We start from the raw sequence: 26,345 nt of genomic DNA, 5'->3' as shown, positions 1-26,345 counted from the left end.
TATCATCTCCACATCCCATAGTCGAATGGCCAGACAACAAATCGACATGACGTCAAAAATATTTTTAAAAAAATTCAAAAATCTTTTATTCGGTCTTTAATCCGGTCTTTAATTTGGTCTTTAATTCGGCATTCAACTCAGCCAGCTTACGTTCCATGAACCGCTGCTCCGGTTCTTGTTTACACAGGCCCAGGGCGCGTTCATAAGACAATTTTGCCTGTAGTAAATTATTGCTGCGTCTGCATAGATCAGCCCTGGCGGCATGGGCAAGATGGTAGCCCTGCATCTCTTCTTTTTCCAGCAAGACATCAATGAGTCGCAAGCCGTGCTGCAAACCGCCATCGCACATGGAGATGGCAATTGCCCGGTTCAATTCAATGACCGGGCTTGGTTCTATCCTCAACAGTGCGTCATACAGGCCGACAATTTGTGGCCAGTCAGTGGCGGCATAAGTTGCTGCTTCGGCATGGACGGCAGAGATGGCTGCCTGCAGGGTATAGGCGGCAAAGCGGCCCGAGCGCAGGGCGCTTTCCACCATGGCCGAGCCTTGTTGTATCAGTGCCTGGTCCCAAAGCTGACGGTCTTGCTGTTCCAGCGAAATCAGTTCACCTGCTGCACTGGTACGCGCCGGGCGGCGCGATTCATGCAGCAACATCAGCGCCAGCAAGCCTGTCACTTCAGGCTCCGGCAATAATTGTTGCAGCAATTGTGTCAGCCTGATTGCTTCAGCGGCGAGATCGTGCCGCAAAGCCGCCTGTCCTGCCGAGCTGGAATAGCCTTCGTTAAAGACCAGGTAAATCACCTTGAGCACGCTGTGCAGACGCGCTGGCAATTCTTCTTTAGCGGGGACCTGGTAGGGTATTCTTGCATCACGTATTTTTGCCTTGGCCCTGACGATGCGTTGCGCCAGGGTAGGGGCAGGTATCAGGAAGGCATGGGCAATCTCTTCGGTATTGAGCCCGCAGACTTCGCGCAAAGTCAGGGCGACCTGGGCATCGGCGGCCAGTGCCGGATGGCAGCAGGTGAAGATCAGACGCAACCTGTCGTCCTCCATGAGGATAGCGTCATCTGTTGTGACGTTCTCATCGACCAGTGATTCAAGCGTATCAATATGCTCGTCAAGCGGGTCAAAGCGCTTTTGCCTGCGTAGATGGTCTATGGCCTTGAAGCGCCCGGCGGACACCAGCCAGGTGTAGTGATTGTCAGGCAGTCCCTTGGATGGCCACTGTTCAAGCGCTGCCTTGAAGGCTTCATGCAGGGCTTCTTCCGCCTGGTCAAAATCCCCCAGCAGATGCACCAGTGTTGCGAACACCCGGCGCGACTCTTGCTGATAGACATGCCTGATGTGCTGATTTATTTCGTTGTTTGAATTCATCACTCTGCAAACTGGGTAAGCGGGTGTGCTTCGCGGCAGGCTTGTAAAAAAACAGATCAGTGATTCTAGCTCACCCCAGGCTGGTCCTGCTTAAAAACATTAATGTAAAGTAAATTTTTTGATGATGCCGGCAGGAAATACATCATTCCTGTATTGCGCATGGTGCATGATGTTTTTAGGACGAGTGTGCTTTTTTTACCACTATCAAGGCGTCATCCTGTTTGACTGCTCAGGTTTTTGCTTGTGCACATGAAACGGTCCCATGGCGATGGCCCTCGTTGCTGTCTGTGTCTGAGACAGATCATTTTTCCTGCTTTTTCAGCATACAGAAAGTTTCTGAAAATCAAATTTTGTGCCAGAAACTTAGATTAAAAATTCTACCAAATCTCATAGACGGTGTTGTCGGACTTTCATTAATGTAGTTAAAGCGACATTTCAAAATGACAAGACTGAATTTTAACGCATTGACTTGCATCAATGGAGACATCAAACGATGAGCATGGCCCCAAACATGTATACCGACCGCATCGCCAAACTGGTGCAGTTATCCCGTGAACGTCATGTATTCAGCTTCACCCGCTTTGACTGGGTGGACGACATCAGCGAAAGCGACTGGTGGGTCAGCCCTGAATTGCTGACGATTTATGGCACACCCTATTATGAACAGGCCAGTGAACAGCAGCGCAAGCTGCTGAGCAAATGGGAATGCATTAATCTTTTCAGCCTGAATGTGACCGGGGAGCAGGAACTGATTGCAGGCGTGGCTGAACTCTTGCATACACCCTTGCTGAAAGAGGCCAATGACTACCTGCATCACTTCATCGACGAAGAAAACCAGCACATGTGGTACTTCGCCAAATTCTGTGAAAACTATGCAGGCAAGATTTACGGCAACAAGAAGCTGCAGCTGACCGAGCTCAAGCTTGATCCCAGACTGGCCGTTCTGGTGCGCTTTGCGCAGATTTTCATCTTCGAAGAAGTCGGCCATTACTACAACCTGAAAATTGCTCTTGATGAGCGTGTCCACCCCTTCATACGCGAAATCAATGAAGCGCATCGTAATGACGAATCGCGTCATATCACGTTTGGCCGTGCATTGTTGGCCAGGCTCGCCGATGGCATCACGACCGACTATGCACCAGAAGTGCTGCAGCAGGTCTCGACCCATTTGCGCAAATACGTGCAGGTCACCATCGAATCCCTGTACAACCCGGCCATGTACCGCGACGCTGGCTTTGCCAGCGGCATGGCAGTCCGCAGCGCCTTGCTCAGTGACCGCAACCGGCAAGAATTTCATTCACGCGAGTTGCTGAAAAAAGTCCTGGCGCTGCTGGCAGATACCCATTTATTAAAAGAGGAGACAAGTTTTGAACCCGCTTATCAGTCTTGACAAGATCAATGAAATCAAACAGTGGCTGCTGTCGAAGAAAAAATACCTGAACGATATTCCACTTGATCTTGACCTGATCGAAAACGACGTCGTCGATTCCCTGAGTTTTGTGGAATACGTGCTCATTATCGAAGAAATCAGCGGCAGGGAAGTCGTGGTCGACGACACTGTGCTCGACAAGGTCAGGACGCTGGACAGGGTGCAACTGCATTACCTGCAATAAGTTGCAGTGGCACTGCCGGCATCACAAAAGACAATGCAAGATACAACATAAGATACAACACAAGAAAATTAAGGAAACCATGATGGAACACCAACTGAATGACTATCGCTATGGCGACTTGCTGGAACTGACCAAGCGTTACCGCAACGAGACAAAAAATATCGTCCTGACCGGCGCTACCGGTTTTCTCGGCAGTAATTTCCTGTTCTGGCGTTTGCGCCAGAGCGGCAAGATTTATGTATTGGTCAGGGGGGAATCGCAAGAGCATGCCAGGCAGCGCGTGCACGAGGCGCTGGCAGTATGTGCCTCGGCTTATAACCAGCCCATTCCCAAGGCTGACATCGACAGCAAGCTGGAATACATACTCGGTGACATGACCGAGACCATGTGCGCGATCAGTAAAAGCGATCTGGAAAAACTCATGGCTGCAGGCATCAGCGAATTCTGGCACTGTGCAGCCAGCCTGAAATTTGAAGATCGCCACAAGGAAGAAATCTACCACCACAACATCAATGGCACACAGAATGTAATGGACCTGGCACGCCGTGTCCATTGCAAACATTACCTGCACATTTCTACTGCCTACACGTCGGGTCGCATGGCCGGGGAAATACCTGAGAGCCTGCATGCCGTCGATATCGATTACAACAATTTCTACGAGAGTAGCAAGAACGAAGGCGAGCATGAGGTTGCCAGGTACTGCGATGCCAACGGGCTCGATTACCGCATCCTGCGTCCCGCCATCATCATGGGGCCGCTGGCTTCACGTCGCAGTGGTGGTACGCGCTTTGGCATCTACGGCCTGACACAGGAAATGTATCGTTTGCGTGATACTCTGAGCAAATTGCAGACACCTTTGCGCCTGATCGGCGATCTGTCTGCTGCCGGTAATCTGGTGCCGGTTGATCAATGCGTGTTCGACATGATCTACCTCAGCAATATTGGCTTTGGCGACCAGAAGGTCTACCACCTGACCAATTCCAGTGACCTCAATGTCAAGACCATGCTGGAAAAAATTGATACTGCACTTGGCATGAAAAGCATCAATTTCGTCCCTGAACGCGATACACCGGCTACCGCGATAGAAGAACTGTTTGACAGGCGCACGGTGTTTTATGGCGGCTACTACCGCACCATCAAGAACTTTGCCCGTAGCCTGCCCAGGCATGTGGGCTTGAGCTGGGCTGATTATGGCACTTACCTGACAGCCTTTATCAAAGAGCTTGATGAACAAAAGAACGGCACAACCTTCAACCGCACACAAGTTACAGCGAATGACGGCACGGAGTTGTGTGTGCTGACCCTGGGCAGCAGCGACAAGCCCGCGCTGGTGCTGGCCAATGCTTATGGCATGCCATCCGACTTTATGTTCCCGCTGGCACAACGTCTGTCTGACCAGTTTCACGTCATTACCTGGGAAAGCCGCTGGGTACCTGCCATTACCCACGACTTTGACCTGGAAAAATGCCACTCGCTGACCCATGCAACAGACATGGTGGCGATACTCGATCACTTTGGCATAGCCAAAGCGGCCATTGCCGGCTGGAGCAGCGGCGCCCAGGTTTGCCTGCGCAGCATGGCTGCTTTCCCCGAACGTATTTCGTCTGCGGTATTGCTCAATGGCGGGGTCTCCCTGCCAGCCTCTGACAAGATCATGATCACCGATTTTGAAAAGAACATACGCGCGCTCTTCCCCAAGATTGCGGCCAACTACCGCTTTGCCCAAAAGTATTGCGACCTGATTTATGGCGCCCATGCCACGTCGGAAGATGGTGAAGACCGCAAGATGATTTCGACCATCCTGACCAGTACCGATCCTTTCCTGCTGTATATGACCAGCGTGCCTTTCCGTACCCCGGAGTCGCTGTTCCGCTACGCCAATATGATGAATGGCCTGTTCAATGAAAGGGACGACGCCTGGACGGCGGATATCCCGCATCCGGTACTGGTGCATGTCGGCGGCAAAGACCTGGTCACCCATGCGGATGTCGGGCGCTTCCTGGTCGCTGGTCTGAAGCAGGGCGTATTGTCTTTTGATGAAAATGGTGACCACTTCTCGCATTTTTATGATGAAGACCTGGCGACCATGATCAGGCAATTCGTCGCGCAGCATCAGCACCAGTCTGCGGATGCATTGAGCGTGAACTGATTTCTCCCGGGTGATGATGGGGATGCCCTGTCCGGATTGGTGACAGGGTATTGCTGCAACGATGTCCATGCTAGAGAACTATGGCCTTGGCAATGGCCAGGGGGAGGGTTTTATATGAAGAAAGAACGGAAATTACTGGTCGCAGGCTTTCTTGACGCCGCCAGAAGTCAAGCTAACAGCAATGCCTTGTGGGTCGACGAGCAGGTATACACCTATGCGGAATTGCTGCTGCGGGTTGCCAGGATTACCCGTACACTGACACGTGAAAACAAGGATTGCAGTAAACAACGCTGCGCCCTGCTGGTTGACCGCAGTGTCACGGCCTATGCTTCTGTGCTCGGCAGTTTGCTGGCCGGTATGAGCTATGTGCCCTTGAATGCCAAATTTCCCGTGCAGCGGAATTTGCGCATGGTGGAATTGTCTTCATCCACATCCATCGTCGTTGACGAGCGTTCCATGGATGCAGCCAAAGACTTGTTGCAAGCCTACCCTGATCCGCTCACGGTGATCATGCCGGAGACCGAGATCTTGCCGGTATGGGCGGCCAGCGCCAGCCAGCACACTTATATTCTCAGGCGGCAGATGGCCGACGCAGACGTGGCCACGCTGGGATTGCCAGTGAAAGCCAATCCTGTTGCCTATATCCTGTTTACCTCAGGCAGTACAGGTTTGCCCAAAGGGGTGGCGGTAACGAACGACAATGCCAGTACCTATGTCGCCAGTATTATTGCCAGATACCAGCCGGGGCCGGGTGACCGTTTCACGCAGTTTTTTGACTTTACCTTTGATTTGTCCGTGCATGATGTTTTTGTCAGTCTGAGCGCAGGCGCCTGCTTGTACAGTGTGCCAGCCAAAGTGATGATGATGCCGCTCAAGTTTGTGCAGCAACATGAGTTAACGCACTGGTTTTCCGTGCCTTCCCTGGCTGCCTGTCTGAAACGCTATAACGCCTTGCGCCCGGATACGCTGCCCAGCCTGAGGTGCACGCTGTTTTGTGGTGAGGCACTGCCGACCAGCCTGGTGAAGGACTGGCGGCCGGCAGCCCCCAATTCCATCGTGGAAAATCTTTATGGACCGACCGAGGCAACCATCGCCTTTACCGTTTACCCCTACCCGGCAGATGACGCACGTATTGCAGCCTTGCCCGTCGTTCCCATAGGCCAGCCTTTGCCGGGGCAGGAAACCATCATCCTCAATGAGCAATTCCAGCCTGTTGCGGATGGTGAGATCGGCGAATTGTACCTGGGCGGGTCACAATTGGCCCAGTCGTATTGGGAAAATGCCGAGCTGACGCGTCAGCGCTTTCTCAATCTGCGTTTTGAAGGCAGGCTGGCACAGCGCTGGTATCGTACCGGTGACCTGGCTTGCATCGATGTGCATGCTGGTTTGCTGTATTGCGGTCGTATCGATAACCAGGTCAAGATTCGCGGTTACCGGGTAGAGGTCCAGGAAGTGGAAGCCGTGATACGCCGCCTGGGCGGCTCTGACCTGGTTGCCGTTGTTCCATGGCCCGTGGCGGACGATGGCAGTGTGCAGGGGCTGCTTGCCTATGGCTGTGGTTTTACCATATCATCAAGAGACATACTCAAGGCCTGTACTTTGCATCTGCCTGCCTATATGGTGCCGCAGGACGTGATTGAATTGCGCAAGATGCCATTCAATGCCAATGGCAAGATTGATTATCCTGCCCTGCAAAAACTGGCAAAAGACAGCAATGGACAGCAATTGGAAAAAGCCATACCGGGACCCTGATCTCTGAACCAGATAACAGGATACGAACCCGTCCTGCGTGGCGGGTTTTTTCATGGACAGGGCGTGACGTACAACAAGGAGGGAATGTGGCTGACAAACATGCATGCATATTTTGTGAAATACTGGACGGACGCAGCGCAGCAGCGGTGGTGTATCGCGACGAGCATTGTATTGCCATACTTGATGCCTTTCCATTGACGCGCGGACATTTGCTGGTCATTCCATCGCAACATCAGCAGCATATAGAAGAATTACCTGCAGAGACGGTGGCGCATCTGTTTGCCATGGGCAGCCGGTTCTCATCGGCGTTGCGCCTGGGTGGCGAGAGTGAAGCAACGGCTGTCTTGCTCAATAATGGCAAGGCAGCCAACCAGCATGTCGCCCATGTACACCTGCATGTCATCCCGCGTCGCAAGGGGGATACTGCCTTGATGGTGTGGCGCTATCTGACACGCTTCATCAATCCGTGGTCATATATAGGGCGTAACAAGCGACTGTCCCAGCAGGCAGCGCGCTGGCAGGCATTGATCAAGTCGGCTGCATAGCGAAAAAAAACGCCTGGCTATGCAGGCGTTTTTCATGAGTAATGCCGCGCCAATCTGGTGGCCTGGCAACTGGGCTATCAGGCTGCTTTTTTCTCGTCGCGCAATTCACGTCGCAAGATCTTGCCTACGTTGGACTTTGGCAGCTCGGTACGGAACTCGATGTACTTGGGTTTCTTGTACGAAGTCAGTTGTTCCTTGCAATAGCTCATCAGCATTTCATCAGTCAGTCGCTGGTCTTTCTTGACGACATACAGTTTGACGGCTTCACCTGAATTGGCATCTGGCACACCGATACAGGCGCACTCCAGCACACCGGGGTGGCCCGCCACCACACCTTCAATTTCATTTGGATATACATTGAAGCCGGATACCAGGATCATGTCCTTCTTGCGGTCAACAACGCGGATATAACCATTGGCTTCCATGATGCCGATATCGCCGGATTTGAAAAAACCATCTGGCGTCATGACCTTTTCGGTTTCATCGGGGCGGTTCCAGTAACCCGTCATGGTTTGTGGGCCGCGTATGGCGATTTCACCAGATTCACCGAGCGCCACCGGCTGGCCATGGTCGTCAAGAATGGCAATCTCTGTTGATGGCAGGGGCAGGCCTATGGTGCCGCTGAAATCACTGGTATCCGTAGGATTGCAGGTGGCAACAGGAGACGTCTCTGACATGCCATAGCCTTCGATGATGGGGCAACCTGTCACCTTTTTCCAGCGTTCGGCCACTGCGGGTTGTACAGCAGTGCCGCCGCCATTGCAGGCTTTCAGTAAAGAAAAATCGAGTTTGGCGAAATCAGTATTGTTGAGCAAACCGTTGTAGAGCGTATTGACGGCGGGCAGCATGCTGATCTTATGTGCCGAGAGTGTCTTGACCAGGCCGGGAATATCACGCGGATTGGGGATCAGGATATTCATGCCGCCCAGGCGTGCGCCCATCAGGTAGCAACTGGTCAGCGCAAAGATATGGTACAGGGGCAGGGCGCAGACGATGGTCATGGACTCTACCTTGGGCGCCCGGTTCAGCGCAGGTTGCGCCCATGCTTCGTTTTGCAGTACATTGGCCGTCACATTGCGATGTGTCAGTGTGGCGCCCTTGGATACACCTGTCGTACCGCCGGTATATTGCAGGAAGGCGACATCATCATGGGTAATCTTGACCGTCTGCAATTGCAGGCGTGCGCCTTCTGCTAATACCTGTTTGAAACTGATGGCTGTCGGGAGCGAGAATTCCGGCACCATTTTCTTGATATGGCGTACGGCGAAATTGACGACCAGGCCTTTGACGCCGCCCATCAGCTCGCCCATGCTGGTCACGATCACATGTTTGATCCTGGTTTTGCTCAATACCTGTTGCAGCGTGGTAGCGAAATTTTCCAGGATGATGATGGCTTCTGCCCCCGAATCATTGAGCTGATGTTCCAGTTCGCGCGGCGTATATAAGGGGTTGACATTGACTACCACATAGCCAGCTCGCAAGACTGCGGCGACTGCTACAGGGTATTGCAGGATGTTGGGCATCATGATGGCGACCCTCGCCCCTTTTTCCAGGCCCTTGCTTTGCAGCCAGGCTGCAAATTTTTTCGACAGGCCATCGACCTCGGCATAGCTCAGGTATTTGTCCATGCAGACATAGGCTTTACGGTCTGCATATTTCTGGAAAGATTCTTCCAGCAAGTGCACGAGTGAGCTGTATTGTTTGTAGTCGATTTCTGAGGGAACACCCTGGGGGTAGGATTGCAGCCAAAACTTTTCCATGCTTTACCTTTGTCTCTGGTTTTATAAAAATCGGGTCGCGCCAGGCATGATGTGCACACTGCATGCGCACACAATGCGCGCTGGCGGCATTCTGATATTTGCAAACTTATTATTATTTTCTGCCCATGCTAACGGGCAGGGGAATCGCAGGCAAGACTTAAAGCTGACATTTGAATAAGTCCACTAATCGATACATTTGTGGTTTCTCCTCCATCGTCCAGCTGTGAGAGAGATTGTTTTAAACAGCTGCCAGCAAGTCGCCGAGACAGGCTGGCGCTGTTGTTTTTTATGTGTTGATCCTGACGACCAGTTTGCCCCTGGCAACGGAGGCTTCCATCATTTCGTGCGCTGTGCGTATCTGTTCAAACTCAAACACGCCTGCTGGAGCGGCCTGGTAAGTGCCTTTTTCAGCAAGCTGTATGATCTCTTGAAAAGGGATGGCCGACAGCGGATATTCAGGTGTCCCCAGCATGAAGCTGGCAAAGAAACTCAGGTAGACATCGCAGGGCATGTCACGGATGGGATTGAAGTCGGCAATCGGCGCCGGACCTCCTAAGAAACCGGCCAGGCAGGCGCGGCCATATCGTTTAAGACTGCGCAGGCTATCAAGTATGCTGCTGTTGCCAATCAGGTCGAGCACAGCATCGAGGCCCTGTGGGTACAGGTCACGGATGTCCTGGGTAATCTGACCTCGCTCCAGTATGACTTGTCTTGCACCAAGGGATGTCAGCTGCTCTGCCTTCTCCGGTGAGCGGGTGGTGGCGATGATGCTGACACCGGCATTGGCTGCGATATTGATGGCGGCTTGCCCCAAGGCAGAACTGGCGCCACGTATCAACAATGTCTGCCCCGGCTGTATATCCAGGCTGCCATGCAGGCAGCTCCAGGCGGTGGCATAGGATTCGGGCAGGGCGGCCAGGCTTTCCCACGACATGCCGGTTTCCACGGCAACGACATTGCTGGCCGGGACACAAGTGTATTCGGCATAGCTGCCATTGATACTGCGCCCCATGCCGCCCATCAGGGCGAGCACTTTCTGGCCTTGCTGCCAGCGGCCGCTTGGGTCTTCGGCAACCACGCCAGTGCATTCTATGCCACTGACCCTGGCGACATCGCCCCAGCTCCCCTGGCGCATATAGAGTTCAGCACGGTTCAGGCCAAAGGCTTTTACCTGTATCAGCACCTGCCCGGGATTGGGGGCTGGTATTGGCAGCTCCTGTATATCCAGTTGCTCTGTACCGCCGTATTGCTTGATGATGATTGCTCGCATTAATTGACTCCTTCATGTGGTTGAAAAGTGAAGAGCAGTGTATTTTTTAAATATGTAGATTAAAATTACAAAATAATTACAATTAATGTAGATATTAATTACAAAGAAAATGAATGACCTGAGCCTGCAAGAACTGCTTTGTCTGAATGCGGTCGTGGAAGAAGGGAGTTTCCAGGCGGCGGCTGACAGATTGCATCGCACCCATCCCACGGTCTTCAATGCCATCAAGAACCTGGAAAGCCGCCTGGGCCTGCGCTTGCTTGATCGTAGTGGCTATCGCGTCAGCCTGACGACAGAAGGCAAGTCATTTCATCTCAAGGCCAGGCAGGTACTGGATAATGTCGCGGCCTTGCAAAAGCATGCGCAGTTCCTGGCGGCGGGGGAAGAGACGGAGCTACGTGTCGTCATCGGCGACCTGTGTCATCTGCCCGACATGCTGGCCAGGTTGAAACGATTCTTTGATGATTGCCCCGCCACACGCCTGCATTTACAGTTCGAGACACTGACCGGCCCGGTCGAGCGCCTGATGGATGGTGAGGCTGACCTGATCCTGCATCATATCGATGAGGCCGATGCGCGCATGGAATTCATCAGGCTGGGCAAGGTGAAACTGGTGCCGGTCGTGGCGCCAGGCTTTTTAAGATTTGCCATCCATGGTGCGATCACACCTGAACAGATGCGCGACTATGTGCAGTGCATCTTGCGTGACACCGCTACTCATACACAGCACCGCGAATATCATCTGATACCGGGCGCCCATAGCTGGACAGTCAGTGACCAGTTCATGAAAAAGGAACTGATCCTGCAAGGCATGGGCTGGGGCAACATGCCTTATCATCTGGTGCAGGATGAGCTTGCGGACGGCAGACTGCTGTCGATACGCGGCCGCTATTTCAAGGAGAGTCAATTGCGACTGGTGGCAGCCCGTCGCAGCGACGTCATGCACGGGCCGGTAGCGGGCCGCTTGTGGGAATACCTGCAATCCTGATTCTGGCGACGATGCCTGTTCAGGGCTATTGGCTGAGCACGATTTTCTGTGCCCTGGGGTCTCTGGCCGTCATGAAGCGGACGATGGATTCCACCGTCACCGTGTCTATCTGTCCGGCCATGCGCCGGTCAAAGGGATGGTCATCAAACGCCACATTGGCGCGGAACATGCGCGCACCCAGCCTGGTCAGTGCCGGAATGTTCAGGGTGTCTGGCTGATAGGATGCTGACTTCAGCCAGGCCTGTGCCTGGCTGCGGTTCTCTATCCTGAAATCATTTGCCTGGGCGGCAGCCAGCACTTCCAGCGCCCATTGATTGGAATTCTGATAGGTGGTGGAAAACGCATAGGACAGCATGTTATAGCGAGCTGCATGCAGGTTCTTTGCACGACCATCACCCATCACCTGCAGTATCCTGGCTTGCAGCTCAGGACTGGGGACAAGGATCAGGGTTTCAAAGGAGAACATGTCATCAAGGAAGAAGTTGCCCAGGCCTTCCCTGAACAGGTTGGAAGTGGCAGTGCCGCAATCATTGAGTTCATGCATGACCGACCAGCTGCCATCAGGCAGGTGCTCGACCAGCCCCAGATGGGAGTAGCGCAGCTTGTATTTCGACAGATCCTGCCCAACTCTGGCGATGATGGCGACATCAGGCTTGATATCGTCGAGCCTGAGTTTGGTCTTGTTGGCAAATTCCAGCGCCTGCATGACTTTGTTGGCGTCATGTGCAGTTTCATCGCATGGGCGCCCGGCAAATGCGGTACCGCTGAATGCCAGACCTGCGACCATGATGACCAGGAAAAGATGGTGGACTTTACCCTGTCTCATCAGGGCAGGTAGCAGGTTGGCTATCATGGATTTCCTGTTCAGACTTTATTGTGGTGCAACAGGGCAGAACCGATTTCATTTGGTATGAAGGCCAGGGCCTTGCCAGCGCTGACCAGCAGGTAACCGGTGGTCGTGGCGCTGACTTCAATGACCGCACCACTGACCAGGGCCAGTTTTTCCAGACCCTTACCCGATAATTTGATGGTGGTGCTGGCGGCTTCTGTCGAGCCTTTCAATACGATGGTGACGCCGTCTGCAGCGGTCTTGACCGTATCCACCACAACCTGGCCGGAGCCTGCCACCATGGACATGCTGCCCAGGACGACGATGCCTACACCCAGCGACAAGGCTTCCGAACCATTTGAGGTACCGCAGGACAGGCAGCCAGTGCCCGCCTGTGCAGCCAAAGGCAGGGTGCTTGCCGCAAAGAGTGCCGTGACCAGGGCGATTTTCTTGATTACCAACATGAAGTCTCCAGAGTTGAATAAAACTGAATCCACTTTACGATGAAATCACAAATCTGCAAGCAAGTTATAATTCGTCGCAGTTTTTTACAGGCAAAGTGGTAAAAGATAATACCATTTTACCCAAATGTTGGTTTTTAATTAAAAAACAAAAAGCCCGCATTCGGTTAGCAATACTTGTTGCCGAATGCGGGCTCTTGTCTGGCTAAGGCAGACTTACCAGATACTGACGCGTTTGTCCGGTGTCAGGTACATCTTGTCACCCGGTTTGACATCAAACGAAGAATAAAAATCAGGATGGTTGACCAGGCTGCCATTGACGCGGAATTCACCAGGCGAATGCGGGTCTACCTTGATCAGGGTCAGGGCGCGCTGTTCGCGTGATTTGCCACGTCTGGCCTGCGCCAGCCCCATGAACAGGCGTTGTTCGGCAGTCCAGCCATCAATCACCGGGGCTGGTTTGCCTTCCAGTGACAGTTTGTAGGCGCGCATGGCCATGACCAGTCCGGCATTGTCAGCAATGTTTTCACCCAGTGTCAGTTCGCCATTGAGGTAATTGCCGGGGACGGGGCTGTAACCATTGTATTGTTCGACCAGGATTTTGGTCTTGCTCTTGAATTTTTCTTTGTCCTCGGCAGTCCACCAGTTGCGCAGATTGCCGTCGCCATCATATTGTGAACCCTGATCATCAAAGGCATGGCTGATTTCATGGCCGATGGAAATGCCGAGTGCGCCGTAATTGAAGGCGTCTTCTGCATTCACGTCAAACAGCGGTGAGCGCAGGCGTGCAGCGGGGAAGACGATTTCGTTCATTTCGGGGCTGTAATAGGCATTCACGGTTTGTGGCGTCATATGCCATTCTTCACGGTCTATGGGTTTGCCCAGTTTGGCTACTTCCTTGGCATGGGCCAGGCTGCGTGCGCGCATGATATTGCCGACCAGGTCATCATTGCGTATGGTCAGGCTGGAGTAATCTTCCCACTTGCTGGGGTAGCCGATCTTGACACTGATCTTGGACAATTTGATCTGCGCCTGTTGCTTGGTCTCAGGGCTCATCCAGTCCAGGGTATCGATGCTTTGCTTGAAGGCCAGTAAGAAATATTTCACCATTTTCTCGGTGCGCTGTTTGACTTCCGGCGAAAAATATTTTTCCACATAAGACTTGCCGACAGCCTCACCAAGCACCTGGTCGACCAGTGCGATGCCGCGTTTGTCACGACTGCGGTTTTCCTTGGTGCCGGCGATGATATTGCCGTTGAAAGCAAAATCTTCATTGGCAAAATCGGTGGACAGCAGCGACGCATAGGAACGTATCAGGTGCCAGGTAAAATAAGACTTCCATATATCAAGCGAGAAATTATTGATATTGTCGTCAAAGCCCTTGATAAAGCTCGGCTGCTGCACGATCAGTTCTTTGACTTTACCGTACATTCCGGCGCCTTGCAGATAAACAGTCCAGTTGAAGGCGGGGGTAGTGCGGTTGAGTTCGTCAAGTGCAATCTTGTTATAGGTCTTGAGCGGGTTACGGTTTTCCACCGGCGCCCACTGTACTTTTGCCAGTTCTGTTTCCAGGGCGATGATGTTCTGTGCGTGCGTTTCAGCATTTTTCAGACCAGCCAGGGTCAGCATTTTTTCTATGTGCGCCTTGTATTTGGCGCGGATGTCGGCCATCTTGGCATCGTTCTGGTTCAGGTAATAATCACGGTTTGGCAAGCCCAGGCCACCTTGTGAGACGCCAACGGCATACTGGCTGGAGTCCTTGCTGTCCTGGTGAATGCTGACACGTACAGGCGTAGAAACACCAATCTTGTGAAAATGCGCAATCAGGCTGGGGATGGCGCGTTTGTTGGGCATTTCTGTTATCTGTCTCAACTCTGCTTTCAGTGCATTGACGCCGAGGGCATCGAGTTTTTTGACATCCATGAAGCTCAGGTAAAGATCGCCGATTTTCTGGGTGTCTGAACCGGTGACCTTCTTGTTGTCATTGGCGGCACTTTCAACCACGCTGCGCAATTGCTGTTGTACATCCTCGCGTGCCTTCATGAAGGTGCCCCAGTCAGATTTGTCTGCCGGTATCTCATTGGCTTTCAGCCAGCCACCCTGGGCATAACGATAGAAATCATCCTGGGCTCGCACGGTCTTGTCCATGTTTTCCGGCTGAATGCCAGAACCTGTGGCGCTGGCTGTGACGGCAGCCTGGGGGGCAGTGCTGTCGGCAGCATGGCTGACACTGGCCAGCAGGCTGAGGGTAAGAGTGCTGAGTAATAAACGTTTCATTGTAGTCCCTGAATTTTGATGTGTGGCATGCAAGGCAATGTGCCGTAGTGAATACGGCAATAGATGCCAGCATTTTGTCAGTATTGTAGAACTGAATAGACTGGAAACTGTGATTCAAGTTCCGGCAGGGCAGCTTAAAAACGGCAAAAGCGCATTTTGTACCAGACAAAATGCGCTTTCTGTAGCAAGAATGCAAGAGCGGGTAAATTAGCCAGCGGCTGCTTCGGTGACTACCGCGGTATCTGCTGTGCTTGATTCTTTCTTGCAGTGCGGACAGGATTTGCCGACGACATACCACGGCGACAGTTGCTCGCGTGGTGTGACGACGGCACGGCAGGCAAAGCACTGCTTGGTATCGGTGGCTTCCAGCTGCGGGTTCAATGCCGTGCGGTAATCAAACACAAAGCAGTCGCCATGGTAGTGATCACCGCCGACTTCTTCAAAGTATTTGAGGATGCCGCCTTCGAGCTGGTACACGCTGTCAAAGCCGACATTCTGCATGTGGATGGCGGCTTTTTCACAGCGTATGCCACCGGTGCAGAAGGTCACGACTGTCTTGTCATTCAAGGCATCGCGATTGGCTTCAATGACGGCCGGGAACTCGGTGAACTTGCTAATACGGTAATCGATAGTATTGTCAAAACTGCCTACATCGACTTCAAAATCATTGCGGGTATCGACCATGACCACGGGCTTGCCATTGTCATCATGACCCTGGTCCAGCCAGCGTTTCAGGGTATGGGCGTCAACAGCAGGAGCGCGGCCATCTTCAGGCTTGATCAGCGGCATGCGCATGGTGATGATTTCTGCCTTGAGCTTGACCAGCAGTTTGGTGAAAGGCTGGCGGTCAGAGAAACTTTCTTTGGCAACCACATCTGCAAAACGCGGGTCCTGATGCAGCCAGTCCATATAGGCGTCGATTTCATGACGCAACCCGGCCAGGAACATATTGATACCTTCCGGCGTCAGCAGGACCGTACCTTTCAGGTTCAGTTCTTTGCATTTGTCCAGAAACACCTGGCGTTTTTCAGCCGTGTCATTGAAAGTGATGAACTTGTAGGCAGAGATATTGACGTAAGGTTTATCGGGCGTTTGTAGTACAGCAGGCATGATGAAATTCAGTAAGTCATTGATTTGGCAGCATTATAAGCGATTTGCTCAGGTTTTTGCGACCAACAGCATCTCGATGTGGGGAATATCGTCTTCGAGGTAGATGTCAGAAACCCTCTCAAAACCGAAACTGCCATAGAATTTTTCAAGGTAGGCCTGAGCGCCAATGCGTATATTGGCAGCAGGGTAGAGCGCATGCAGAGCCTTGATGCCATTGGCAATTAAAGCTTTGCCAACACCGGTACCGCGCCAGTTCTTGCTGCTGATGACACGTCCAAGCGAGGCTTCATCAAAGCTGATACCGGCAGGGACGATGCGCAGGTAGGCCGCCACTTCGCCCTCTGCTGTCCAGGCAGTCAGGTGATGCGAAATGGGGTCTTTGCCATCCACGTCCTGATACACGCAATTTTGTTCAATCACAAATACGGCAGAACGCGCCTGGTAAATGGCATGCAGTTGCAAATTGCTTAATTCATCGAAGCTGGCGCATTGCCATTGTAAATTGTTTAAACCTTTGTCTGTACTCATGCCTGTTTCTGTCTGGTTGGTGTCAAACCAGATAGCTTACATCTGTCTGAACAAGTGTGCATAGACCCTGCTGACTTGCAGTTTGTCTTCACTGCCTTTGAGCTTCAGGGTGATCTTGCCGGTCTCATCCTTGTTGGCAATATGGATATGCAGGGTGTTGACCACTGTGCTTCGGTGGATTTGCCAGAAGATGCTGCTGTCGAGTTGCGGCAACAGCTCACGCAGGCTGCTGCGTATCAGGGATGAATGCTCTTTCGTGACGACGTTGATGTATTTGTCGGTTGCTTCAAAATACAGTACATCGTCAACATTGATCATGCGTATCTGGTTGCCGACGGCGGCGCGTATGATGCGCAGGCGTTCTGGTGACTGTGCGGCCTGGAAACTCGCAGGCTGGGAGGCCTGACCTGGCACCAGATGGCGCAGCTGTTCGAGTACACGTTCCAGTTCATTTGGTCTTTGCGGGCCGTCAGCCAGACGCGCCTGCAATCTTTGCACGGTTTTGCCCAGCCGCTCTTCGCTGATGGGTTTCAGCACATAGTCCGAGGCAGAGTGCTCGAATGCTTCGACGGCATATTCGTCGTAGGCAGTTACATACACGATCAGGGGAAAGGGCTTCTGGTCCGGCCATTCTTCCGCCAGTTCCTGTGCGACTTCCAGCCCGGTTTTGCCCGGCATCTTGATATCGAGGAAGAGAATGTCCGGTAATTGCACCAAGGCCTCCTGCACGGCCTGCACACCATTCTCGGCCAGGGCGCAGATGCCCAGGTCGGGCCAGAGTTTGCCCAGCATTTTTTGCAGGGTCAGGGCGAGTATGGGTTCATCTTCAGCGATCAGGGCGCGTTTGGTCGTCATGGCAATTATGGTAAAGGGATAATCAAATGGGCAATTGCGCCCTCAGGCTGGTTGGCGGTCAGGGTCAGGCTGGCGCCAGGGCCATACAGGGCCAGCAGGCGGTCACGGATATTGGCGTTGCCGACATGTTGACCGTCTGCACTGGCGACATGGGCATTATCGTAATTGAATGGCAGGCCCAGCCCGGTATCGATGATTTTTATATGCAGATGGCGCGTCTGTTTTTCTGTCAGGACTTCGGCGACGACATGAATACTGCCGCCTTCCATTTTCGGTTCCAGACCATGCTTGATGGCGTTCTCCACCAGGGGTTGCAAGAGCATGGGGGCGATGCTGGTCTGCTGCAATTCATCAGGCAGGTCCAGGGTATATTGCAGGCGTTTGCCCATGCGTATGGCCAGCAATTCCAGATAGGCCTGCATCAGGGCGAATTCCTGCTTCAGGCTGGTCTGTTCTGCGCGGGAAGAACTCAGGGTATTGCGCAGATAAACAATCAGTTGCGCCAGCATGTGCTGGGCACGGTCCGGGTCAATGGCGATCAGACCTTGCAGATTGGCCAGGGTATTGAACAGCATGTGTGGTTCAATCTGTGCCTGCAGCATTTGCAATTGTGCCTGCAGGGCCTGTTTCTCTATGGCGGCATTCTTGGCTTTTTCCGCCTCGGCCGCAGCCACCAGTTCAGACATCTTGATGCGATTCCAGAAAGACCAGGCAGCGACCAGGCTGACGATGCTGGTCATGATGACGAAATTGCTGATATGGTTCCAGCGGAAGTGAATAATGCTGCTGGTCGGGTAATTGAAGATGAAGGATGCCAGTATCAGGCCGCTGAAAAAGGCCAGCGGTGCAACCAGCACGCACATCAGGTAAAAGCCGATGAAGTGCGGCTCTTTGTCGCCCCAGATCAGGTATTTGACACCTTTGATCAGTGTGTAGGCAGAAAAGCCGATGAACATGGAAACCACCATGTTTTCCAGCAGGCCACCGCCGGTACGCAGTACATAGGTGACGGCAAAGCCGCAGGCAATATTGATGCCCATCAGGCGTGGCATGTCGGACAGTACCGTGCGGATACGGTTCTGCCATTTCTCCGATAGTTTTGAAAACAGGGTAGATTGCAGGTGCTGATAAGAATGTTTGATCATTTCCGGGGCCAGGTCACGGGAGGATATGCATAAGCTTAACGGGTTCAATGGGTCAGGTTACATGGTTTTAGGATAAAGCCCTGGTTTTATGTCGCCAGGGCTGCAAAACACGACGTCAACGGTTAAATGACACCTTTGCTTTTCAGTGAATTGATTTGCTCTTGCCCGTAGCCCAGCAGTTCGTTCAGCACGGTTTGTGTGTGCTGGCCCAGCAAGGGCGGTGCGCCGGGCGTGGTGGTGGGAGTCACTGACAGCTTCATCGGACTGGCCAGCAAGTCCACCTGGCCAGCGGCAGGATGGGGCACACTGATCTTCATGTTGCGCGCCACGACCTGCGGGTCGGCGAATACTTCATCGAGGCGGTTGATGGGGCCGCAGGGTACACCGGCTTCCTCCAGCAGGCTGATCCAGTCCTGTTTGCTTTTGCGCCTGACCATGTCTGCCAGGACAGGGACCAGGATGTCGCGATGTTCCACCCTGGCTGGGTTGGTGGCAAAACGGACATCATCGGCCAGCTCTGGCTGGCCGCCTATCTGCACAAACTTCCTGTACTGACCGTCATTGCCTGCCGCCACGATGATATGGCCGTCAGACGTGGCAAAGGTCTGGTAGGGCACGATATTCGGGTGGGCATTGCCCCAGCGTTTAGGCGCATTGCCGCTGGTCAGGTAGTTCATGTTCATGTTGGCCAGCATGGCCACCTGCACATCGAGCAGGGCCATGTCGATGTACTGGCCTTCTCCGGTCCTGTCCCTGTGCGTCAGGGCAGCCATGACGGCAATGGTGGAATACATGCCCGTCATCAGGTCGGCGATGGCGACACCGGCTTTTTGCGGACCGCCGCCAGGCAGGTCGTCACGCTCACCGGTCAGCGACATGAAGCCGCCCATGCCCTGCACGATAAAGTCATAACCGGCGCGGTGGGCATAGGGCCCATCCTGGCCAAAGCCGGTAATCGAGCAATACACCAGGTCAGGTTTGAGCAGTTTCAACGATGCGTAATCAAGGCCATATTTTTTCAACTGGCCTACCTTGTAGTTTTCCAGTACGACGTCAGACTTGGCAGCCAGTTCACGGATGATCTGCTGCCCTTCTGGTGTAGCAATATCGACGGTGATGGCCTGTTTGCCGCGATTGGCGGCCAGGTAATAGGCTGCTTCACTGGTGTTATTGCCGTCCTGGTCGCGCAGGTAAGGCGGCCCCCAGCTACGGGTATCATCGCCGCTGCCTGGCCGCTCCACCTTGATTACGTTTGCGCCAAGGTCAGCCAGGTTTTGTGCGCACCAGGGACCGGCCAGCACCCGCGTCAGGTCCAGTACGCGGATATGGCCCAGAGAGGTTTTTTGTTGCGGTGATATCGACATCTTCGATTATCCTTATTATTGTTTACTGTCTGGTTGTTATTTTTTTAAGGAGCGCAAGATGTGGCCCTATCCTAAAGTCATCGCCCATCGTGGCGCCGGTATCCTGGCGCCGGAAAATACCCTGGCTGCGATGCGTTGTGGACAAGAACACGGTTTTGCCGCCGTGGAATTTGATGTCATGTTATCAAAGGATGGCGTCCCTGTGCTGATGCATGACCCTGAATTTGGTCGCACCGTGACCGGCAGCGGCCGCGTCGCCGATACCCTGGCCGTGGATTTGCAGGCTATGGATGCTGGTGGATGGCTGGATGAGAAATTCAGGGGGGAACCTGTGCCGCTCTATGCTGACATCGTCAAATTTTGCCGCCAGCATGGCATCTGGATGAATGTGGAAATCAAACCCGTCCCCGGCGTGGAGGTGGAAACCGGTCGCGTCGTCGCTGAACTGACGCAGCAACTGTTTGCCGATGTGGCCGTGGTTGACACCTCGCATCTGCCGCTGTTTTCCTCATTTTCCAAGGCGGCGCTGATGGCCGCCAAACAGGCTGCACCGCATATAGCGCGTGGCTTTTTGATGGATAAAGTGACGTCTGACTGGAAGGTCAATTTGCAGGAACTGGCGGCAAAGGCTCTGCATACCAATCACAAGCACCTGACAGCTGGCACCGCCAGGGAAGTCAAGGACGCCGGCTATGGCTTGTTTTGTTATACCGTTAACACCCCGAAGCGGGCGACAGAAATACTGCATTGGGGTGTCGACGCCTTTTGTACAGACAGGCTGGACTTGATACCGGCTGATTTTTGATGCTAAAAAGATAATTTCAGCACCTGATGGAAATAATGCCAAAAAGTAACATTTAAAATTTCTTGACTCTGACGTTAGGTTAGACTTTAAGATAGGCCTTTCTAAAAGGGCAAGCAATGTTACTCAAGATTGGCGAACTGGCAAAGCGCATAGGTCTGACTGTCCGTGCGCTGCACCATTATGAAGAAATAGGTCTGGTGCAACCGTCTTCCCGGACAGCGGCCGGTTATCGTTTGTATAACAGGGATGATGTCGCCCGCCTGCATCGTGTGCAGGCACTGCGTGGCCTGGGGTTGTCGCTGGCAGAAACACGCGATATGCTCAATGGCGATGGGGCAGATTTGCGACAGTTGATACGCCAGCAGATGAGCGCCATCGACAGGCAGATTGCCGACGCTACGGATTTGCGTGAACGTCTGGCCGCGCTTGAAGTTAAACTGTCCGGTGAAAAAGAACCGGACATCGATGAATGGCTATCCACCCTGCGCCTGATGGCGACCCAGCGTCAGTATTTCAGTGCAGAAGAAATCGCCACCCTGCAGAAAAGTGTGACGCAAAGCGGCTTCAAGCAGCAATGGCCCAACCTGGTCGCTGCGGTCCGCAACCTGATGGAGAACCAGACACAGCCCGCAGATGCACAGGCCAAGAAGCTCGCGCGTGACTGGATAGACCTGTGCAAGAAAACCATGGGTGACGACCCGCGCTTTTTTGCCAAACTCAGCACCATGCACAGGACAGATTTTTCTGCCCAGGCCATCACCGGGGTTGATGGTGACTTGCTTGATTTTATTTTGCAGGCCCTGCATGAAATCCGTTGCGATATTTTTGCCCACTATCTTGATCAGGACGAATTGCTGCATTATCGCAAGCACGGCCAAAAGAACATGCAGGACTGGCTGAGCACCTTTGCCAATCTCCGGCAACTGATGGAGAACAAGACTGCTCCCGGCCATCCTGATACTCTCGCACTGATGCGTCACTGGCAGTGGCTTGTTACCGATACCTGGGGCGCGAACCCCGCCACGCACGAGAAGGTGCAGGCTGTCCACGACAAACATCCGGAGATGCTGGATGGCAGCGGCTTTACCGTCGACATGAGACATTTCGTCGAGCAGGGCATGCTGGCGCTGATGGTCAGCGATATGTCGGCAAATATTGTCCGCTAAGTGACTCCTGGCCCCGTTTCTGCAAATACTGCAAACTCTGCAAATCCCACGAATTCTCATTTTTTTTCATACTGGAGTAACTATGTATCCCGTAGTACTGAAGCAAGTCATGAAGACTTATCACCTCGATGCGGTCGATGTCCCCGCACTGGTTGATATCAACCTGCAATTGCGGGCCAATTGCTTTACTGTGATCTCTGGCCCTTCCGGCAGCGGCAAGACCACCTTGCTCAACCTCATCGGTTGCATAGACCGGGCTGACAGTGGTGAAGTCATTGTCGCTGAACAGGCCGTGCATACATTGTCTGATGATGCCTTGTCCGATTTCCGGGCACGTCACCTGGGCTTCATTTTCCAGAATTTTAATCTGCTGCCTGTCCTCAATACCTATGAAAACGTCGAATATCCGCTGATATTGGCCAAGGTGGCGGCAGGGGAGCGCAAGAAACGTGTGCTAGACCTGCTTGATGCTGTCGGTCTGGCAGACCGGGCGCAAAACCTGCCCGGTCAGTTGTCGGGCGGCCAGCGTCAGCGCGTGGCGATTGCCCGCGCGCTGGCAACAGAACCCAAGCTGGTACTGGCCGATGAACCAACCGCCAACCTTGACAGCCAGACGGGAGCCGCCATCATCAGCCTGATGCGCAAGATGCAGCGTGAGCGCCACGTCTCTTTCGTGTTCTCTTCGCATGACCCACAGGTACAGGCTGAGGCCGACGACACCGTGTTCATACGCGATGGCCGTATCATCAATGTGGAACGCAAGCTGGAACAAAAAGATGAACCCATGGAGTTAAGTGCATGAAAACTTTTTCGCTCGCCCTGCGCAATCTGCTCAGAAATCGCCGCCGTTCATTGACCACTTTGCTGGCCATGGTGGTGGGCCTGACAGCCATTCTGCTGTTTGGCGGTTACCGCTCGAATATCACCTATGGCATGGAAACCGGTTTTGTCGAAGCCAGTGGTCATTTGCAAATCCAGCGCCAGGGGTATTTTCTGGAAGGTGGTGACAACCCCACCGCCTATGGCATTGCCGACTACCAGCATATCATTGACCTCGTCAAGCAGGACAAGGAACTGGCCCCCATGCTGACTGTGGTGACACCGACGCTGCAACTCGGTGGCCTGGCCGGTAATTTTTCTGCCGGTGTGTCGCGTTCGGTACTGGCGACGGGTGTTGTCGTGCCTGAACGCAACCAGATGCTGAACTGGAATGACTACAGCATGCAAAGCTATGCCAAGCCCCTGCCTTTGAATGGCAGCAACCCCGATGCAGTCGTCATTGGTGAAGGCGTGGCGCGCAAGATCAAATTGTGCAAGGCCTTGCAGATACCTGACTGCAAACAGGATGACACGTCCGCTCCCCCCGCAGACAACAGTGCACAGGCTCCTGGTGATATTGCGGCATTGTCAGCGCTGGAGCAGGGTAATACCGTCAAGGAAGAGGGCACACGCATAGAAATGCTGGCGGCAACCTCACACGGTGCGCCCAATGTCGCCAGCCTCAGTGTCATCACCGCCAGGAACATGGGCATCAAGGCACTCGATGACGTGTACATGGCCATGCACCTGAGCCAGGCGCAAAAGCTGATCTATGGTAATGGTAAAGCGCAGGTAACGGCCATACAAATACAGTTGAAACATACCTGGCAGATACCGGCAGCGCGCGCCCGCCTGCAACAATTGCTTGATCAGAACGTCAAAGGGCAGGCCCTGGAACTGCTGGACTTCAAGGTGCTCAACCCCATGTACGGGCAGACAGTGCAATTCATGAACTCCATGTTCGGCTTTATCGCCATACTGATAGGCGTGATTGTCCTCTTCACCATTGGCAATACCATGAGCACTGCCGTGGTGGAACGTACAGTAGAAATTGGTACCTTGCGCGCCATGGGTTTGCGTCGTTCCGGTTTGCGCAGGCTGTTCCTGTGTGAAGGCGTCTTGCTGGGGGTAATCGGTGCAGTATGCGGCCTGCTTGGTTCACTGGTCATCGCCTACATGATCAATCACAGCGGCGCAGCGTGGACACCGCCCGGCTACTCCTATGCTTATCTGATACAGGTACGCGTATGGCAGGATATGCCTTTGCTGATAGGCAGCGTGATTGGTCTCATGCTGGTAGCGGTTATTTCTGCCTGGCTACCTGCCAACCGTGCATCAAGAATGATGATCGTCGACGCACTGCGCCATGTATAAGGAAATATCATGAAACATTTGAAAATATCTGTCATTTTCCTAGCCATGACCAGTTTGTTATTGGGAGCAGCTCAGGCAGCCCAGAGCCCGCAAGAGATACTGGCTGCCAGCGATGTGGTGCGCAACCCCGATTATCCGTTTGGCCTCACCAATACCCTGATCGAATACCGGGCTGGCAAGCAGACCGATACCAGCACCCTGTCCATTTACTCCAAGGCTGACTCCAACAGTGGCCAGTTCCGCAGCCTGATACGCTATGTCGCACCGGCCAGGGATGCCAACAAGCTGATACTCTTCAGCGGCAAGGACTTGTGGTTCTATGACCCCAGCAGCAAGGCCAGCATACGCATGTCGCCGCAGCAGCGCCTGCTGGGCCAGGCTTCGAATGGTGATGTGGTCACTGTCAATCTGGCCAAAGATTACCAGGCCGTGAGTGCGGTGGAAGAAGATACCCAGGACGGTGACCGCCAGACCAAACATTGCAACAAACTGAGCATGAATGCCAGCACGCCGGACGCCACCTATCATCACATCGACATGTGGATAGAAGCGGGCAATAATCATCCGGTCAAGGCGAAGTTTTATACAGAAAGTGGCAAACTGCTCAAGACGGCTTATTACCGCCGTTATGAAAAACAGTTAGGGATAGACAGACCGACAGAAACCGTCATCATTGATGGTCTGGACCCAAGCTGGGTAACAGTGATGCGTTATTCCAACCTGGTCAAGCGTGAAGTGCCTGATCAGTGGTTGCAGCGTGATTATTTGCCTCGCTTCAAGCCGGAACAACAATGAGTAACAAGCCATTTTCATTCAAGTCCGGTGTTTTTGCTTTCATGGGTTTGCTGACACTGAACGCCTATGCCCAGCAAGACCCTGATCTTGATGCATTGAAAGTCGCGGATCAGATGCCCAATACGGTTGAGCAGCCCAGCAACTGGCGTCTGTTTGTCGAAGCCGGGGCGGGCGCAAATCGCGCACGTCTTGGCGGCGCCAGCCAGCAATTCCAGCGCCTGTCGCTGGATCTGCAATATGATAATTCCTTTGCGCCAGGCTGGCGTGCCGTCCTGTCTGACCGCCTTGATGTGAACTGGCCGCCACAGGCAGCGGGCTTGCCACATGATATCAATACCATCAAGGAGGCTTACCTGAGCTGGCAGGTGCAGGCAGATCAGTTGCTGGACCTGGGCCGCATCAATGCGCGCAACGGCGTGGCGCTCGGTTATAACCCGACGGATTATTTTCGTACCTCCGCCTTGCGTTCTGTTGTGTCGGTGGACCCTGCCAGCCTCAAGGAAAACCGCCAGGGCAGCATCATGCTGCGCGGGCAAAAATTGTGGAACGGCGGCTCGCTGACGGCCTTGTACTCGCCCAAACTGGCTGATCAACGCAACTATTCCAGTTTTAATCCTGACGTAGCCGCCACCAATGCAGAAAACCGCTGGCTTCTGACCCTGAGCCAGCAAGTGAGGGATGGCATTACCCCACAAGTCTTGCTGTACAAGGCTGAGAATCAGCCTGTGCAAATCGGCCTGAACCTGACTGCCTTGCTCAATGATTCCACGGTCGTGTTTGCTGAATGGTCGGGCGGACGCAGCCAGTCCAGCTTTGTGCAAGCCATGCTGCAAGCCGGTGTCAATTATCCTGACGATGGCGCATTCCGCAATCACAGCGCGAGCGGCCTGACTTATACGACCAGTAACAAGATATCGGTAACAGCTGAATTCGAGTACAACGGTGGCGGCATGGACCAGGAAAAATGGAACAGCCTGGGGCAGACTTCACTACCAGCCTATGGCATCTATCGCCGTTATTTGCAAAATGTGCAAGAGACACCAGCCAAGCGCAGTATCTTTGTGTATGCAAGCTGGCAGGATGCGCTGATCAATCATCTGGACCTGGCTGCCATGAGCCGCTATGACATCGCAGATGCCAGCCGCATGTCGTGGCTGGAAGCCCGCTACCATCTGAAGCACACAGAGTTTGCCCTGCAATGGCAGCGCAATAGCGGCAAGAGCCTGAGCAATTACGGCGCAGCGCCACAGATGCAAAGCTGGCAACTGCTGGCGCGCTATTATTTCTAGCCTGTTACAAGACAGGGGTGGTGGTTACCAGCACTTACATCGATTACATCTTTTGCGGTCATCGGAAAAAGTGTCA

Annotated in this window: 23 protein-coding genes; 12 read left to right on the top strand and 11 right to left on the bottom strand. The window is 53.4% G+C overall.

Features of this window, described 5'->3' with window-relative positions:
• Positions 1–85 precede the first annotated feature (85 nt).
• Positions 86–1,375, bottom strand: coding sequence for an RNA polymerase sigma factor (locus tag LZ463_RS17735; protein WP_241457147.1), 1,290 nt, complete (start codon positions 1,373–1,375; stop codon positions 86–88).
• Positions 1,376–1,868: 493 nt separating this feature from the next.
• Between LZ463_RS17735 and LZ463_RS17730 the strand changes: the two genes are divergently transcribed.
• The 5 genes from LZ463_RS17730 (at position 1,869) to LZ463_RS17710 (ending at position 7,434) form a co-directional block, all read left to right on the top strand.
• A complete protein-coding gene (locus tag LZ463_RS17730) occupies positions 1,869–2,765 on the top strand; it encodes a diiron oxygenase (RefSeq protein ID WP_241457146.1) in 897 nt (298 codons plus the stop codon).
• Positions 2,743–2,988, top strand: coding sequence for a hypothetical protein (locus tag LZ463_RS17725; RefSeq protein ID WP_241457145.1), 246 nt, complete (start codon positions 2,743–2,745; stop codon positions 2,986–2,988). Before LZ463_RS17730 ends, LZ463_RS17725 begins: the two co-directional genes overlap by 23 nt.
• Before the next feature lie 79 nt (positions 2,989–3,067).
• Complete coding sequence (locus tag LZ463_RS17720; protein WP_241457144.1) at positions 3,068–5,137, top strand: alpha/beta fold hydrolase; 2,070 nt, start codon at positions 3,068–3,070, stop codon at positions 5,135–5,137.
• A 114-nt stretch (positions 5,138–5,251) separates the two neighbouring features.
• Complete coding sequence (locus LZ463_RS17715; protein WP_241457143.1) at positions 5,252–6,889, top strand: amino acid adenylation domain-containing protein; 1,638 nt, start codon at positions 5,252–5,254, stop codon at positions 6,887–6,889.
• 86 nt (positions 6,890–6,975) lie between these two features.
• The gene (locus LZ463_RS17710) at positions 6,976–7,434 is read left to right on the top strand and encodes an HIT family protein (RefSeq protein WP_241457142.1); all 459 of its coding nucleotides are present in this window, start codon (positions 6,976–6,978) and stop codon (positions 7,432–7,434) included.
• A 77-nt stretch (positions 7,435–7,511) separates the two neighbouring features.
• Here LZ463_RS17710 and LZ463_RS17705 read toward each other — a convergent pair whose 3' ends face one another.
• The gene (locus LZ463_RS17705; protein WP_241457141.1) at positions 7,512–9,194 is read right to left on the bottom strand and encodes a long-chain-fatty-acid--CoA ligase; all 1,683 of its coding nucleotides are present in this window, start codon (positions 9,192–9,194) and stop codon (positions 7,512–7,514) included.
• A gap of 286 nt (positions 9,195–9,480) precedes the next feature.
• On the bottom strand, positions 9,481–10,464 hold the full coding sequence (locus LZ463_RS17700) for a zinc-binding dehydrogenase (protein WP_241457140.1): 984 nt from the start codon (positions 10,462–10,464) through the stop codon (positions 9,481–9,483).
• Positions 10,465–10,573: 109 nt separating this feature from the next.
• On the opposite strand from LZ463_RS17700, the gene LZ463_RS17695 reads away from it, so the two are divergent.
• A complete protein-coding gene (locus LZ463_RS17695) occupies positions 10,574–11,452 on the top strand; it encodes a LysR family transcriptional regulator (protein WP_241457139.1) in 879 nt (292 codons plus the stop codon).
• Positions 11,453–11,477: 25 nt separating this feature from the next.
• On the opposite strand, the gene LZ463_RS17690 is transcribed toward LZ463_RS17695, so the two are convergent.
• The 8 genes from LZ463_RS17690 to LZ463_RS17655 all read right to left on the bottom strand — a co-directional run bounded on the left by LZ463_RS17690 (position 11,478) and on the right by LZ463_RS17655 (position 20,021).
• Positions 11,478–12,305, bottom strand: a complete 828-nt coding sequence (locus LZ463_RS17690; protein ID WP_241457138.1) for a DUF2145 domain-containing protein — start codon at positions 12,303–12,305, stop codon at positions 11,478–11,480.
• A gap of 11 nt (positions 12,306–12,316) precedes the next feature.
• Positions 12,317–12,745, bottom strand: a complete 429-nt coding sequence (locus tag LZ463_RS17685; RefSeq protein ID WP_241457137.1) for a hypothetical protein — start codon at positions 12,743–12,745, stop codon at positions 12,317–12,319.
• Positions 12,746–12,958: 213 nt separating this feature from the next.
• A complete protein-coding gene (locus LZ463_RS17680) occupies positions 12,959–15,019 on the bottom strand; it encodes a M13 family metallopeptidase (protein ID WP_241457136.1) in 2,061 nt (686 codons plus the stop codon).
• Positions 15,020–15,226: 207 nt separating this feature from the next.
• A complete protein-coding gene (locus LZ463_RS17675) occupies positions 15,227–16,129 on the bottom strand; it encodes a sulfurtransferase (protein ID WP_241457135.1) in 903 nt (300 codons plus the stop codon).
• A 48-nt stretch (positions 16,130–16,177) separates the two neighbouring features.
• Positions 16,178–16,657 (bottom strand): GNAT family N-acetyltransferase, encoded by a 480-nt coding sequence (locus LZ463_RS17670; RefSeq protein ID WP_241457134.1) that lies wholly within the window; start codon positions 16,655–16,657, stop codon positions 16,178–16,180.
• Between the two features lie 36 nt (positions 16,658–16,693).
• On the bottom strand, positions 16,694–17,512 hold the full coding sequence (locus tag LZ463_RS17665) for a LytR/AlgR family response regulator transcription factor (RefSeq protein WP_241457133.1): 819 nt from the start codon (positions 17,510–17,512) through the stop codon (positions 16,694–16,696).
• A gap of 5 nt (positions 17,513–17,517) precedes the next feature.
• Entirely contained in the window at positions 17,518–18,657 is a 1,140-nt protein-coding gene (locus LZ463_RS17660) for a sensor histidine kinase (protein WP_241457132.1), read from the bottom strand.
• 122 nt (positions 18,658–18,779) lie between these two features.
• Positions 18,780–20,021 (bottom strand): CaiB/BaiF CoA transferase family protein, encoded by a 1,242-nt coding sequence (locus LZ463_RS17655; protein WP_241457131.1) that lies wholly within the window; start codon positions 20,019–20,021, stop codon positions 18,780–18,782.
• 58 nt (positions 20,022–20,079) lie between these two features.
• Here LZ463_RS17655 and ugpQ point away from each other — a divergent pair, with 58 nt between their 5' ends.
• From ugpQ to LZ463_RS17625, 6 genes are all read left to right on the top strand, one after another.
• Positions 20,080–20,826 (top strand): glycerophosphodiester phosphodiesterase, encoded by a 747-nt coding sequence (gene ugpQ, locus LZ463_RS17650; RefSeq protein WP_241457130.1) that lies wholly within the window; start codon positions 20,080–20,082, stop codon positions 20,824–20,826.
• Between the two features lie 116 nt (positions 20,827–20,942).
• A complete protein-coding gene (locus LZ463_RS17645) occupies positions 20,943–21,992 on the top strand; it encodes a MerR family transcriptional regulator (RefSeq protein ID WP_241457129.1) in 1,050 nt (349 codons plus the stop codon).
• 82 nt (positions 21,993–22,074) lie between these two features.
• Entirely contained in the window at positions 22,075–22,794 is a 720-nt protein-coding gene (locus tag LZ463_RS17640) for an ABC transporter ATP-binding protein (RefSeq protein ID WP_241457128.1), read from the top strand.
• Entirely contained in the window at positions 22,791–24,185 is a 1,395-nt protein-coding gene (locus LZ463_RS17635; RefSeq protein ID WP_241457127.1) for an ABC transporter permease, read from the top strand. The genes LZ463_RS17640 and LZ463_RS17635 overlap by 4 nt, the downstream gene beginning before the upstream one ends.
• A gap of 9 nt (positions 24,186–24,194) precedes the next feature.
• On the top strand, positions 24,195–24,980 hold the full coding sequence (locus LZ463_RS17630; protein ID WP_241457126.1) for an outer membrane lipoprotein-sorting protein: 786 nt from the start codon (positions 24,195–24,197) through the stop codon (positions 24,978–24,980).
• Positions 24,977–26,269: a hypothetical protein gene (locus LZ463_RS17625; RefSeq protein WP_241457125.1), complete on the top strand. Its 1,293-nt coding sequence runs from the start codon at positions 24,977–24,979 to the stop codon at positions 26,267–26,269. The genes LZ463_RS17630 and LZ463_RS17625 overlap by 4 nt, the downstream gene beginning before the upstream one ends.
• Positions 26,270–26,345: the final 76 nt, after the last annotated feature.

The sequence above is a fragment of the Undibacterium paludis genome (assembly GCF_022568815.1).
Lineage (GTDB): Bacteria > Pseudomonadota > Gammaproteobacteria > Burkholderiales > Burkholderiaceae_D > Undibacterium.
The sequence above is the reverse complement of the archived record's forward strand: the minus strand, read 5'-3'. Positions and strand labels throughout refer to the sequence as shown.